The following is a 13,563-nucleotide window of genomic DNA, read 5'->3' on the forward strand; positions in this document are numbered from 1 at the left end:
CTTCCTTGAAAAAGGAGTTGAAACCGATATCGTCATGTTTTTGCGCGGCCTTGATATGGCGCATTTCCGCCATGGCCAGCGCTTCGTCGCGGATGATCTCCCAGTTGTCGTCGAGTTTTTTCAGCGACGGCAGGTACTTTTCATCCAGATACGGCGTGGTGGGCACTTTGGAGAACAGCACCATGAACGCATTGACCGGTGCTAGCAGGATGGAATGATCCAGCAACTGCTTGTGCAGCGGAAAGCGCACGCGGCCGCGGAAGTGGGCGAACAGGATGGCGGCCAGCCAGATGCCCGGTATGATCCATTTCATATTGCCAGTGACTCCTGGATTAAATAAACAGCGTAAACCTGCGGCGGCGCGGCTGCGCAACATAATGCGTCAGGCCAGCAGGCTTGCCTGCCCCAATTGTAGGCCGATGGGGCGGGCTTGGCACGGGCTGTGCAAGCATCCGTAACGAATGTTTGCTGCGTGCTCGGGCTGCCAGATGGTTACAATCCTGCCCCATGACTGCATCGCTTCCCGCTACTCCCTTCGTCCATTTGCGTGTCCATTCCGAATTTTCGGTCGTGGACGGCATTATCAGGATCCCCGAACTGGTCAAACAGGCCGCGGCATTCGGCCAGCCGGCCGTGGCGCTGACCGACCTGACGAATCTGTTCGGCCTGGTCAAGTTCTACCGGGCCGCCAGAGGGGCTGGCCTCAAGCCTGTGGCCGGGTGCGATGTCTGGCTCAACAATGAGGATGACCCGGACAAACCGTTCCGCGTCTTGTTGCTGGCGCGCAATTGGCAGGGATATCTGAAGCTGTGCGATTTGCTGACACGCGCCTGGCTGGGCAATACTCAGCGCGCGCGGGCACAAGTCCGGCGCGAATGGCTGGAAGGGGCTGATGGCCTGATTGTTTTGTCCGGCGGCCGCATGGGTGATATCGGGCAGGCGCTGGAGGCCGGTAATCCAGCGGCGGCCGAAGCGCTGGCGCGCGCCTGGCAGCAGCGCTGCCCCGGTAGCTTCTATATAGAACTGCAACGCGCCGGCCGTGACGGCGATGAGGCCTATGTGCAGGCAGCCATGCGGCTGGCAGACAAGCTGGGCCTGCCCGTCGTGGCGACGCATCCGGTGCAGTTCCTGAGACGCGATGATTTTCAGGCGCACGAGGCCCGGGTTTGCATTGCCGAAGGCGAATTGCTGGGCAATCCGCGGCGGGTGAAGCGTTTTACCGATCTCCAGTATTTCCAGAGTTCCGAGGAAATGGCGCAGCGCTTTGCCGACGTGCCGTCGGCGCTGGCCAATACCGTGGAGATCGCCAGGCGCTGCAATCTGGTGATGACCCTGGGCCAGCCGCAACTGCCCAATTTCCCGACGCCCGACGGGGTGTCGCTGGATGATTACCTGATTCAGCTGTCGCGTGAAGGACTGGAAAAACGCCTGGTATTCCTGTTCCCCGATGAAGCGCAGCGCAACCGCGAACGTCCTGTCTATGACGAACGGCTGGAGCGCGAATGCCGCACCATTATTCAGATGGGCTTTCCCGGCTACTTCCTGATCGTGGCGGACTTCATCAACTGGGGCAAGGGTAATGGCGTGCCGGTCGGCCCGGGCCGGGGCTCGGGCGCAGGGTCGCTGGTCGCTTACAGCCTGGGCATTACCGATCTGGATCCGATCCGCTATGACTTGCTGTTCGAGCGCTTCCTGAACCCGGAACGGGTGTCCATGCCTGACTTCGACGTGGACTTCTGCCAGGATAACCGCGAGCGCGTGATCGAATATGTGAAAGAGCGCTATGGCCGCGATGCCGTGAGCCAGATCGCGACCTTCGGCACGCTGGGCGCCAAGGCCGTGGTGCGGGATGCCGGCCGGGTGCTGGACATGCCGTATATGTTCTGCGACGGCCTGTCTAAAATGATTCCGTTCAACCCGGCAGATCCCTGGACGCTGGAGCGCACGCTGGAAAATGAACCGGCTTTCCGCGAGCGCTATGAGCAGGAAGAAGAGGTGCGCTCCCTGGTGGATCTGGCGCGGCCGCTGGAAGGCCTGACCCGCAATATCGGCATGCACGCGGGCGGCGTGCTGATCGCGCCGGGCAAGCTGACCGATTTTTGCCCGCTGTATTGCCAGCCGGGCAGCGAAACCAGCGTGGTGTCGCAGTACGACAAGGACGACGTCGAAGCCGTCGGCCTGGTGAAGTTCGACTTCCTGGGCCTGCGCAACCTCACCATTCTGGATTGGGCGGTGCGCTATGTGCGCCAGTTCAATCCTGCGATGCGCGATTTCGATGTCATGGCGCTGCCGCTGGACGATGGGAATGCCTACCGCCTGCTGTGCGAAGGCAACACCACCGCGGTATTCCAGCTGGAATCGCGCGGCATGAAGGAATTGCTCAAGAAGCTGCGCCCCAGCAACTTTGAAGACGTCATCGCTATGCTGGCGCTGTACCGTCCCGGCCCGCTGGAGTCGGGCATGGTGGACGATTTCGTTGACCGCAAGCACGGGCGCGCGGAAGTCGATTACTTCCACTCCGACCTGGAATCCACGCTCAAGAGCACTTACGGCGTGATCGTGTACCAGGAACAGGTGATGCTGATCTCGCAGATCATCGGGGGCTATTCGCTGGGCGGCGCCGACTTGCTGCGCCGCGCCATGGGCAAAAAGAAGCCCGAGGAAATGGCCAAGCACCGCGAACTGTTCGAGAAAGGCGCGGTGGAAAAGGGCTATGACGCGAATCTGGCCGTCAAGCTCTTTGACCTGATGGAGAAATTCGCCGGCTACGGTTTCAATAAATCGCACTCGGCCGCGTACGCGCTGATTTCCTACCAGACGGCCTGGCTCAAGCATTACCACCCGGCGGAATTCCTCGCGGCCACGCTGTCGTCCGATATGGACGACACGGATAAAGTGCAGATTTTCGTGCGCGATGCGCTGGAAAATGGCGTCAAAGTGCTGCCGCCCGATGTCAATGCGTCCGCCTACCGCTTCGAGCCGGTCGCGGACGAGCATACCGCCAAAGGCAAGCCGCCGCGCACCATGCGCTATGGCCTGGGCGCGGTCAAGGGGACAGGGCAGGGCGCGGTTGAGGAAATCCTGCGGGTGCGGCAATCTGGCCCGTTCCGGGATCTGTTCGATTTCTGCCGCCGCATCGACCGCCATTCGGTGAACCGGCGCACGATCGAGGCCTTGATCCGTGCCGGCGCCTTCGATGGCCTGGATGAGAACCGCGCCGCCTTGCTGGCGTCGGTGCCGCTGGCCATGGAAGCGGCAGACCAGGCAGCGCGCAGCGCGGATCAGGTGTCGCTGTTTGGGGATGATGATGCGGCCATTGTCGTGGCCGGTGAACTGGCCAAGGTGCCGCCCTGGGATTTGCGCACCCGTCTGACCGAAGAGAAAGCGGCGCTGGGGTTTTTTTTCAGCGGCCACTTGTTCGATGCCTGGCGCGAGGAAGTGCGGCGCTTTGTGCCGACGCCCCTGAAACGTATCGAACCGTCGCGCGAGCTGCAATGGCTGGCGGGCGCCTTGAGCTCCGTGCGCACTCAGCTGACACGGCGCGGCAAGATGCTGTTTGCGGTGCTGGATGACGGTACCGCGCAGCTGGAAGTGTCGGTGTTCAATGAGCTGTATGAACAGAATCGCAACCGCTTGCGCGAAGATCAGCTGCTGATCGTGCAAGGCAAGGTGAGTCACGATGATTATTCCGGCGGAACCCGCATCGTGGCCGAATCCCTGTTCGACCTGCAGGCTGCCCGTGAAACGCGCGCCAGAGCATTGCGCCTGACCATTCCGGCAGCCAAGGCCGACGCCGCGGCATTGCGCCGGGCGCTCAACCCTTTCCGGGCCGAACCCGAAAACGGGATTCCCGGCGTGCCGGTGGAAATCTTCTATCAGCGTCCAGATGCCACGGCGCTGATCCAGCTGGGGGAGTCCTGGCGGGTGCGGATGGCTGATCAGATGTTTGACAATCTGATGGCATGGCTAGGGACAGAGGCCGTCGAGATCCGTTACGATTGAGGGCTTTCACCCCAGACCGGGTGCGCCGCGCTGGCCGCGCGGCACCCGGTATTGCGCATGGACAATGCGTGGCATGGGATTCAAACTGCGGCGATAGCCGGGGTCTGTCATTTCGGAGGCAGGCGCCGCTATTCTGTCGCCTGATTTGCAGGAGTGGTGTATGGCAGCATCTCCCACCGGCAGCAGGCCGAAACTTGTTATCAACCCGCCAGTGTTCTGGTCAGCAGCCGGCTTGATCCTGCTGCTGGTCGTCCTGACTTCGACATTTCCCATCCGGGCGCAGGCCTTGTTTGCCATTGCGCAGGACTGGATAGTCATCAACGCCAGCTGGTTTTATATCCTGACGGTTGCGCTGATCCTGCTGGCAGTCATGTTTTGCATGATAAGTCGCTATGGCGGCATCAAGCTGGGGCCGGACCACAGCCAGCCCGACTATAGCAATAGCACCTGGTTCGCCATGCTGTTCTGCGCCGGGATGGGGATAGGCCTGATGTTCTTCGGTGTGGCCGAACCGCTGATGCACACCATCGCGCCGCCGGTGGGCGAGCCAATGACGGTGGCAGCGGCCAAGGAGGCCATGCGCATCACCTTCTTCCATTGGGGGCTGCACGCCTGGGCCATTTATGCCGTGGTGGCCTTGTCGCTGGCATTCTTTTCCTTTCGCCACGGCTTGCCGCTGACCTTGCGGTCTGCCCTGTATCCGCTGATCGGGGAAAAAGTGCATGGGCCGATAGGCCATGCCGTCGATGTGTTCGCCATCATAGGCACCGTATTCGGCGTCGCGACCTCGCTGGGTTTCGGGGTCTTGCAGATCAATAGCGGCCTGAACTTGCTGCTGGATGTGCCGGTCAATACCACCGTCCAGGTGATTCTGATCACCGTGGCGACGGCGCTGGCCACGCTATCGGCCGCTTCCGGCCTGGACAAGGGCGTGCGGCGCCTGTCCGAGCTGAACATGATTCTGGCGATTCTGCTGATGCTGTTCGTCTTCCTGGCCGGGCCCACGGTGTTCCTGCTCAAGGCCTTTGTCCAGAACACCGGCTCCTACCTGTCGGAAATCGTCGATAAGACCTTCAATCTGTATGCCTATGAACAGACTGACTGGATGGGGGGCTGGACGCTGATGTACTGGGCCTGGTGGATTTCCTGGTCGCCCTTTGTGGGGATGTTCATCGCTCGCGTGTCGCGCGGCCGTTCCATTCGAGAGTTCGTCGGCGGTGTCATCTTCGTCCCTGCGGGCTTCACTTTCCTGTGGATGACGGTGTTTGGCGATACGGCCATTCATATGCTGCTGGCAGAGGGCTACACGGAACTGGCCGAGATCGTGAAGTCAGATAACTCACTGGCCTTGTTCGCCTTGCTTGACCGCTTGCCGCTGGCGACTTTCATGTCTTATCTGGCGGTGGTCATGGTGCTGATCTTCTTTGTCACCTCTGCGGATTCAGGCGCGCTGGTCGTGGATTTGCTGGCATCGGGCGGCAGCGAGAACAATCCCGTCTGGCAGCGGGTGTTCTGGTCGATTTCCATGGGCGGGCTGGCCGTGGTGCTGCTGCTGGCCGATGGCCTGGCCGCCTTGCAGACCATGACGATCATCAGCGCCTTGCCATTTGCCGCGGTGCTGCTGGCGGTTCTGGCCGGATTGCTGCGCGCCTTGCGGCTGGATCTGGTCAAACGCGGCATGCGCTACCAGAACCACTTGGCGCCGCGCGCCCAGCATGGCGATGACAATTGGCGCCGCCGTCTGCGTAACCTCATGGTCACGCCGCGCCGTGCGCACGTCAACCGCTTCATCCAGGAAGTCGTCAAACCGGCATGCGAAGACGTGGCTGCCGAGTTGCAGGGCACCACCCAGGACGTTAAGGTGACGGAGGTGGAACCGGGCGGGGTGCGCCTGGAAGTCATGCACGGCGATGAAATCGACTTCATTTATGAAGTGCGTCCGCGCGCCTATGCCCGCCCAACCTTCACCGTCAGTCAGAGCGATGACAACAATGATGAGCGCAAATATTTCCGCGCCGAAGTGCACCTGAAAGAGGGCGGCCAGAATTACGACATCATGGGCTGGAGCCGCAGCGGCGTGATCGGCGATATCCTCGACCAGTACGAGAAACACTTGCACTATCTGCACCTGCTGCGCTGAGCGCGGTCAAGGCCAAGACCCAAGGCCAATATCGGCCCGGCGGGGCGCCCTGATGCCAGGGCGGCCCGCCGGGCTTTTTTTTGCCTGCGGCGCCAAGCCTGCTGGCGGCGGGGACTATCCCAAAGTATATGCGGCATGCCGGAAGATGTCGTATGGCAACCCTAGAGGCCAATGGCTTTGCGCGCAGCCGGGTGCGACAATCTTTTTCGTTGCAGCACCTTTTTCCGGCAAGCCGGATCCGGGTGGCAGCGCCAGAGAAATTTCACGGAGCCGAACGCATGGACGATGACGAGAGTAGGCCCGTTGGCTTGATTGACAAGCCGGCGGGCGGCCCCCCGACCTTCCTCCTGATTAACGACTTTTGCCTTTCACCAGCAAGGGCAGGGTTGCCTGCGGCCTGACGTTTCAGCCGGGGGCATCCCGCCTTGCGCGGTTTACAGGATGCCCCCAATGCGAACTTTGTTTTTCCCTCGCGCTGCTGCACGCAGCGCCGTTCCGCCAGCCCATGCCGGATACAGCGTCCGGCGAGCCCGCTGCGCGCTGCAGGAGCATGCCCGGCTGTCGCTGGCAGACAGCCTGCGCGTGCTGTCCAGTGAAATCAGCGGCCTGGCTTTCGAAGAAGTGCTGCGCCGGCTGGTGCGCAGTGGTCCGAATCGCCCCCGTATTCCGGCAGCGGCGGCGCCAGAGCTGGCCCGTTTGGCCCGGAGCCTGAAAGACCGCCGGGTGCCGGTATTGCGGCGGCTTGAAACCTATGGCCAGGACGATGATCTGGCCCGCCGGGTGCCGGCCAGCCTGCTGGTGCCTGGCGACATCATCCAGCTGGGCGCCGGCGATATCGTACCGGCGGATGTGCGTGTGATCCGCCAGGACGGCCTGCTGCTGGACCGGGCTATTTTCCAAGCCTGGCCGGACAGCTGCGCCATGGGGGACCGTGTGCTGGCCGGGAGTGCCAGCGCCCTGGTGCTGGCCACCGGCAACCAGACCTTGCTGGGGCTGCTGTTGCAGGAGACTGCCCAGCCGCAGGCCCCACTGTCTTCCCAACTGCCGTCTCAAGCGCCAGCGCAAGCGTTGCCGCGCCTGACTTTGGCGGGCATCTGGCGGCAGCTGGGGCGCCAGGTCGGGCGCCAGTGGCAATGCTATGCCGGGGGCCTGGGCACCGGCTTGGCCATTACCCTGCTGTCGCTGGGGGCGCCGCGCGCGCTGGAGGCGGCGGAACTGTCTTTGTATGGCACGCTGGATGTCGGGGTCGCCGCCACGCACGTCAAGGGCGAAGGCACGACAACGGGATTGCTGAGCGGCGGGCAGACCGATTCGCTGTGGGGGATGCGGGGCCGCGATGATCTGGATTCAGGCGCTTATGTCAGTTTCACCCTGGAAGGCGGGCTGGATGCCGCCACGGGTAGCGCGGAAGAACCCGGCCGCCTGTTCAACTACCAGTCCTGGCTGGGCTTGGGCCATGCCAGCCTGGGCGAGTTGCGGCTGGGCCGCCAGTACACCGCCGGTCAGGCGTTTGTGTCGGGCATAGAGATTGCCGGCTGGAAAGATTTCGGCATGGGCGCCTTGATGCGTGCGTCCGACAACTATCAGGTCTCGAATCTGCTGGCCTGGGTCAGCCCGGAATGGCAAGGGCTGCAGGCAGGCCTGAGCTATAGCCCGGATGTGGGGGAGAGGGGTTTTGAAAAAGGCAGGGCGCATTTGTTCAGCAGCGCGCTGCGCTATGCGCTGAATAACTGGGAATGGGTCGCCAGCTATGAAACCCTGGGGCGTATCGAGGCCGGGGGCGATAAGGCGCGCCGGCCGGCAGCCTTGCAACTGGGAGTGAGTGCTGACTTCGATCTCCTCCGGGTCGCGGCTGGCTGGAGCCGCCAGCGCAATGGATTCGTGGGGCGCAACGGCGGCGACGGCCCGGCAGAACTGGACGCCATGGGTCTGCAAGGCATGGGCCCCATGGAGTTCCTGAATGGCGGCCGCCTGGATGCCGTGTATGCCGGTGTGGCAGTGCCGTTTGGCGACGATGAGCTGCAATGGCAGTGGTCGCAGGCTCGGCCCAGCTGGTACTGGCAGGAGAGCGGCGAGCGCGCCGCGACGGTGCGGGTGATGTCGCTGGGCTATGTCCACGCCCTATCGCCGCGCACGTCTTTGTATGGTTTTGTGGCCATGAGCCAGCGCTATTCCATGGATGAGGTCATAGGCGCGGATGCGCCCCGGACTCAGCGCGCCGCCATCGGGATGACGCACCACTTCTGATTCAGTTCTCGTATTGAGCTTCAAAAGGTATTTCTATGTTGAATCACTCCCAGACGGCAACAGGCTTGCCGCATCTCTGGCACGGGGCTGGCGCGCCGCCCGCGGCCGCGCCAGCCCCGGTCAAGGCCGAGCAGTGGCGCGATGCGGCCGAACGCTGCGGGTTCGCCGCGCCCTTGATTGACGCCGGCCTGAACACCCGCCCGTTGCGGCCGCTCTTCATGGAACGGGACGATGCCGTATTGCTGGTGTTTGCCGTGCCTGTGCCCGCAGGGGGCGCACGCCCCTTTGGCATCGGCTATGTCTCCTTGCTGGCCAATGCGCGTCATGTCCTGCTTGGCAGCCATGCCGCGCAGACGGCAGCGACGCTGCTCAGCCATGAAGAAAATCCGGCCGCCGGGCTGTCAGGGGTGTGCATACAGGCTGCGGCCCTGCTGCGCGACGGCGCGCATCGTTTTATCGAAGCGCTGCGCGAGATCAATGCCGGTGTCGATGGCATCGAAGAACAGCTCAAGAGCGCCATCGTCAACCGCCAGATTTTCGATCTGCTCGAACACAACAAGTGCCTGAACCAGCTCTTCGGCGCGCTGGAGGCGAATCTCAAGCTGCTGCAGCGCGTCTCGGCCTCGGCGCTGGCGCGCCAGCACCCTCAGGCGCGTCCGGTGCTGGAAGACGCCATGGTCGAAACCAGCCAGGCACGCGCCATGGCCGAAATCCATAACGTCAATCTGAGCAATCTGATGGACGCCTATTCGGCGGCGGTGGAAAACAATCTGAGCCTGGTCGTGCAGTACCTCTCCATTTTCGTCATTGTTGCGGCGGTGCCTATGGGCGTCGCCAGCCTGTATGGCATGAACGTGCCGCTGCCGTTTCAGGATGAGCCATATGCCTTGCCGGTGCTGGGGCTGCTAAGCCTGCTGCTGGCAGCACTGATGGTCGGCCTGTTCAAGGCCCGCCGCATCCTCTAATTCTGCTGGAGCAAGCTTTATGCTGCATATCTACAAAAGCGACGAGGCTGGCGTGCTCGCGCGCGTCGAGAATATCGCCCACAACACCATTGTGCACATGGAAAATCCGGATGCGGCGGAAATCAGCCGCGTGGCGCAATCCCTGGATATTCCGCTGGATTTCTTCGAGGATTCGCTGGATCGTGACGAGTTGCCACGCATCGCCCAGCAGGGCGGCGCCACGCTGATTGTCGTCAATGCGCCGCAGCGCCTGGCGGGCGATGCCGCTGCCTGGCGGACCACGCCGGTAGGCGTGATTCATGTGAAGGATCATCTGGTGATCGTGGCGCGTGAAAAACTGGTTCTGGTGGACGAATTGCTGCAAGGCCGCCATGGCGACTTCCGCAGCTTCATGAAGACACGCGTCAGCCTGTTGCTGTTCCGGGCCATTGCCCAGGCTTATGACCAGAGCCTGCAACAGATCAACCGCCAAGTGGCCGTGCTGCAAAAGAAGATCAAGTCTTCCTACCGCAATACCGAGCTGTTCGCGCTTATCGCGCTCAATAAAAGCCTGGTGAGTTTCTCCACGGCCCTGAGCGCCATGGCCATTCTCTACCGGCGCCTGATGGCAGGCCAGGATATTCGTATCCATGACGAAGAAAAACGCCGTTTGCACGACATTCTCATTGATATCCGCCAGTCGGCGGAAATCACCGAGATGCGCCGCGAGAGCCTGAGCAATTTGATGGATGCCTATGCGGCCATCATTCACAACAACCTGAATTCAGTTCTGAAAATCCTGACGGCGCTCACCATCATCATGGTGATTCCGACCATGATAGGCAGCATTTTCTCCATGAACGTGGCCTTGCCCTATGAAGAAGAGTGGATCTCGACCGTGGTCGTGAGTACCGGCATGGTGCTGCTGAGCGCAGCGCTGGTCTTCATCTTCTACAAGAAAAAATACCTGCGGCAGTAAGGCCGCCGCCTGTTGCGCCCAATTCTGCGGAGAATTTCCAGCATGATGCATATCTATACCAACGATGCCCATGGACGTTTTGTCCGGGCCGATGTCATTCCCCAGTGCGGCTGGATCCAGCTGCAAAATCCCACCCCTGAAGAGCTGTATGAAGTGGCCAGCGCCACGCGCCTGCCATTCGCGTTTTTGGAAGATGCCCTGCAGCCCGAAGAGCGCCCCCGGGTAGAGCGCCAAGGTCAGGCCAGCCTGGTGCTGCTGCACGAACCCTGCCGCGATGAGCGCGTCAGCGCCATCCATGAGGATGTGAAATACCGCAGCCTGCCGCTGGGCATTATCGTGACGGGCGATCTGATCGTGACGGTGAGCCGCCAGGCATCCGTGATCTCGCCGGATTTCATGGTGCGCCATGGCTTGCGCCTGGCGCCAGGCCGCCAGTCTTTCAATGCGCTGGCGATGGCCGAGGGGATTGCGCAGGCCTTTGCTGGCGTGATGCAGGATATTGACGCGGATATCGCCAGCGCCGAGGCTGAACTGGCGCGTTCCTACCGTAACCGCGAGCTGTACGCGCTGCTATACCTGAACGAGAGCCTGATCTATATGACGACAGCGCTCAAGAACATGATGCATGTCATGCACCGGATCCGCCAGGATGAATATTTGCCGCTGACGCCAGAGGACCTGGGCATGTTCGAAGCTGCCGTGGCCGAGCTGGATCAAGCGCATGCCGTGACGCACATCAGCCAGCTCAATCTCAATAATGTGATGGATGCCTACGGCAATATCATCCAGAACAACGTCAGCCATATCGTCAAGTTTCTGACGGCGGTGACAATCGTGCTGTCCATTCCGACGCTGATTGCCAGTATCTACGGCATGAACGTGCCCTTGCCATTCCAGACAGACCCCAGCGCCTTTACCGTGATCGTCATCAGCATGGTGGTGATCAGCGGCATGGTGGCGTGGCTATTCCAGAAAAAGCGTTATTTCTGATTCTGGCGGCAGGACAGCAGAAAGAAGGGGGGCGGGCAGCCCCCTTTGTCTTGCCCGTTCATATTATTGCAAATACAATCATTGGACTGGCAATAATATGACTGTACGGCGCGCGCAAGGGTAGCAGCGGCCGCGCCGTCAGGGTGAATGGAGCTTGCCATGGGATGGGAACGAGAACGCACGAGCTTGCCCAGCCGCGCCGCACGGACAGCGGCGGCTGCGTGTCTGGCGCGTCTGCGCGGGAAGAAACTGGCATTGGATTGTCAGGTTTTGTCGCCGCGAGCGGCCTTGCAGGCGGCGGCCGCTGTGCTGGCGCCTGCCGATCCGCGCGCAGAGGCTGCCGCATGGGTGGTTCAGTCCGGGGAGCCATTGCCGGCTGCCGCCGCAGGCCTGGAAACGGTCTGGGGCGAACCAGGAAACGCTGCCGCCATTCGTCCTGGGCCAGGCCATGCCAGCGCTTGGCCGCTATGGTTCCGGGACACGCGGGAGCGGGCGGAGCAGCCCTTGCTGTACGTGCTGCGGTCATCTTCCCTGGCGGGCTTGCAGGCAGCCCTGGCGGAAAGCCGCCAGCAAGGTTTGTTTTTCAATGAGGCTGAATTGCGCCCATCGGCCTAGCCCAGAAGCGTGCAGCCTGCCGTGCCGCTTTGGCTGTCATGCAGCCCGGCCGGGCTGCCTTATGACCCGGCATCGGGAGCCGAGCTGCTGGCCATGTTGCGGGTGGCCTTGCGCTGCCTGTATGTCGATGGCAAAGCGGATTTTGTCTATTTTTCCATGCATGACGAGGCGGCGCCGGCCGAGGCTTTGTCATGGCAACAGGCGCGGCAGGCATTCAAAGGCATGTACCGGCAGTCTGCGCCGCCGCTGGCGCAGGCGGCAGACTTGCGTTTGCTGGGGGCCGGGCGGGCGCTGGCGCCGCTCAGGCAGGCGGCGGCACTGCTGGCCTCAGACTGGGGCATGGCCAGCGAAGTCTGGAGCTGTCCCAGCTATACCCGGCTGGCACGCGACGGCCATGAGGCAGAGCGCTGGAATCTGCTGCATCCGCTGGCGCGGCCGAGAGCCGCGCATATTCATGATTGCCTACAGGACGCCACGACGCCAGTGATTGCGGTCACCGGCTATACCCAGTTCATCGCCGCCCAGATCGGCGCCTTCGCGCCTGGCGCTTTCCAGGCGCTGGGCGCGGATTCGCTGCGGGCATCCGGCGCCGCGCTGGACCCGCGCTGGATCGTCTTGACCGCGCTCAAGAGCCTGGCCGCCGATGGCCGTCTGCCGCCAGCGGTGATAGGGGAAGCCTTGCGCCGTTACGGATTGGCGGCAGCTGCCTGAGACGGCAGCCGCCTATTTGCGTGTCCCGGCGGCGCAGGCGCGGACGGCAGCCGCCGTCCGGTTGAGCCCGTCGGCCAGAGCGGCTTGTTCAGCGGGGCTGAATTGCTCCAGAAAGAGTTCGGCCACGGCGGATTCGTAAATCCGCCACATTTTCTTGCGCAGGACGCGGCCGCTGTCGGTAATGGCGGCGTAGGCGGCGCGGCCATCTTCAGCCGAGCGTGAACGGGTGACCAGGCCTTCCTGTTCCAGGCGGTCAATCAGGCGCGTCAGGTTATAGCGTTCGATTGCCAGAACGTCGGCCAGCTCATGCATGCGGCGCGTGCCGTCCGGCCCGCTTTCCAGCCCCCAAAGCGCGTCATACCAGGCATAGCCGGGCAGCCCGGCGGCGCTCAGACGGCGTTCGATTTCACGGATCATCATCCGGTGGGAGCGGACAAAGGAATACCAGAGATCGGGAGAGGCGGACGGCATGGCGGGGCTCCTGGACAGGCAATAGCGTTGCAGATGCAATTTTACCCTGGCAGATCCGGTTTATTTTGATTGCAAATGCTATTATTGCAAATGCAATCGTATGGCAGGGGAAAAATCGACGGGCCTAGCGCCTAGGCCCCTGAACATGCGGCAGCAAGTTTCGACAACGCCGCTTTTTCCTGGAGGCCTGCCATGACGCAGTCAACCGTACTTCCCGACGTCGATCCTCAAGAGACACGAGAGTGGCTCGAAGCGCTGGAGGCCGTTGTGGCGGCCGAAGGGCGGCCGCGAGCCCACTATCTGATCGACCAATTGACCGCTTTCGATGCCGAGCGGCATGGCGGCCTGCATGGCCGGGTCACCACCCCCTATGTCAATACGATCAGCCGGGCCCGCCAGCCCGCCTATCCCGGTAACCTGGAGATAGAACAGCGCATCAATGCCTATATCCGCTGGAATGCCAT

Annotated in this window: 9 protein-coding genes and 2 pseudogenes; 9 read left to right on the plus strand and 2 right to left on the minus strand. The window is 62.2% G+C overall.

What is annotated here, in order from left to right:
* Positions 1-313 (minus strand): annotated as a pseudogene (locus ACTJGZ_RS13405) (lipid A hydroxylase LpxO); the annotation flags it as partial.
* A gap of 194 nt (positions 314-507) precedes the next feature.
* Between ACTJGZ_RS13405 and dnaE the strand changes: the two are divergent.
* The 8 genes from dnaE to ACTJGZ_RS13445 all read left to right on the plus strand — a co-directional run bounded on the left by dnaE (position 508) and on the right by ACTJGZ_RS13445 (position 12,628).
* The gene (gene dnaE, locus ACTJGZ_RS13410) at positions 508-4,002 is read left to right on the plus strand and encodes a DNA polymerase III subunit alpha (RefSeq protein WP_441663416.1); all 3,495 of its coding nucleotides are present in this window, start codon (positions 508-510) and stop codon (positions 4,000-4,002) included.
* A 160-nt stretch (positions 4,003-4,162) separates the two neighbouring features.
* Entirely contained in the window at positions 4,163-6,142 is a 1,980-nt protein-coding gene (locus ACTJGZ_RS13415) for a BCCT family transporter (protein ID WP_441663417.1), read from the plus strand.
* Between the two features lie 450 nt (positions 6,143-6,592).
* Positions 6,593-8,389, plus strand: a complete 1,797-nt coding sequence (locus ACTJGZ_RS13420; RefSeq protein ID WP_441663418.1) for a porin — start codon at positions 6,593-6,595, stop codon at positions 8,387-8,389.
* Positions 8,390-8,424: 35 nt separating this feature from the next.
* Positions 8,425-9,354 carry a CorA family divalent cation transporter gene (locus tag ACTJGZ_RS13425; RefSeq protein WP_441663419.1) on the plus strand — a complete coding sequence of 310 codons (930 nt, stop codon included), beginning with the start codon at positions 8,425-8,427 and terminating at the stop codon, positions 9,352-9,354.
* Between the two features lie 19 nt (positions 9,355-9,373).
* Positions 9,374-10,312 (plus strand): magnesium transporter CorA family protein, encoded by a 939-nt coding sequence (locus ACTJGZ_RS13430; protein WP_441663420.1) that lies wholly within the window; start codon positions 9,374-9,376, stop codon positions 10,310-10,312.
* A 42-nt stretch (positions 10,313-10,354) separates the two neighbouring features.
* Positions 10,355-11,302, plus strand: a complete 948-nt coding sequence (locus ACTJGZ_RS13435) for a magnesium transporter CorA family protein (protein ID WP_441663421.1) — start codon at positions 10,355-10,357, stop codon at positions 11,300-11,302.
* A 159-nt stretch (positions 11,303-11,461) separates the two neighbouring features.
* On the plus strand, positions 11,462-11,917 hold the full coding sequence (locus tag ACTJGZ_RS13440; protein ID WP_441663422.1) for a hypothetical protein: 456 nt from the start codon (positions 11,462-11,464) through the stop codon (positions 11,915-11,917).
* A gap of 21 nt (positions 11,918-11,938) precedes the next feature.
* Entirely contained in the window at positions 11,939-12,628 is a 690-nt protein-coding gene (locus tag ACTJGZ_RS13445; protein WP_441663423.1) for a transketolase-like TK C-terminal-containing protein, read from the plus strand.
* Between the two features lie 12 nt (positions 12,629-12,640).
* On the opposite strand, the gene ACTJGZ_RS13450 is transcribed toward ACTJGZ_RS13445, so the two are convergent.
* On the minus strand, positions 12,641-13,099 hold the full coding sequence (locus ACTJGZ_RS13450) for a MarR family winged helix-turn-helix transcriptional regulator (RefSeq protein WP_441663424.1): 459 nt from the start codon (positions 13,097-13,099) through the stop codon (positions 12,641-12,643).
* A 192-nt stretch (positions 13,100-13,291) separates the two neighbouring features.
* Here ACTJGZ_RS13450 and aceE point away from each other — a divergent pair.
* Positions 13,292-13,563 (plus strand): annotated as a pseudogene (gene aceE / locus ACTJGZ_RS13455) (pyruvate dehydrogenase (acetyl-transferring), homodimeric type); the annotation flags it as partial.

This window comes from Kerstersia sp., assembly GCF_052103615.1.
Taxonomy (GTDB): domain Bacteria; phylum Pseudomonadota; class Gammaproteobacteria; order Burkholderiales; family Burkholderiaceae_B; genus Kerstersia.

Excerpts from the sequence above, each read along its gene's own strand:
- ACTJGZ_RS13435 (WP_441663421.1), top strand. The coding sequence starts at position 10,355 with ATGATGCATATCTATACCAACGATGCCCATGGACGTTTTGTCCGGGCC.
- ACTJGZ_RS13415 (WP_441663417.1), top strand. The coding sequence starts at position 4,163 with ATGGCAGCATCTCCCACCGGCAGCAGGCCGAAACTTGTTATCAACCCG.
- ACTJGZ_RS13425 (WP_441663419.1), top strand. The coding sequence starts at position 8,425 with ATGTTGAATCACTCCCAGACGGCAACAGGCTTGCCGCATCTCTGGCAC.
- ACTJGZ_RS13420 (WP_441663418.1), top strand. The coding sequence starts at position 6,593 with ATGCGAACTTTGTTTTTCCCTCGCGCTGCTGCACGCAGCGCCGTTCCG.
- ACTJGZ_RS13440 (WP_441663422.1), top strand. The coding sequence starts at position 11,462 with ATGGGATGGGAACGAGAACGCACGAGCTTGCCCAGCCGCGCCGCACGG.
- ACTJGZ_RS13430 (WP_441663420.1), top strand. The coding sequence starts at position 9,374 with ATGCTGCATATCTACAAAAGCGACGAGGCTGGCGTGCTCGCGCGCGTC.
- ACTJGZ_RS13450 (WP_441663424.1), bottom strand. The coding sequence starts at position 13,099 with ATGCCGTCCGCCTCTCCCGATCTCTGGTATTCCTTTGTCCGCTCCCAC.
- dnaE (WP_441663416.1), top strand. The coding sequence starts at position 508 with ATGACTGCATCGCTTCCCGCTACTCCCTTCGTCCATTTGCGTGTCCAT.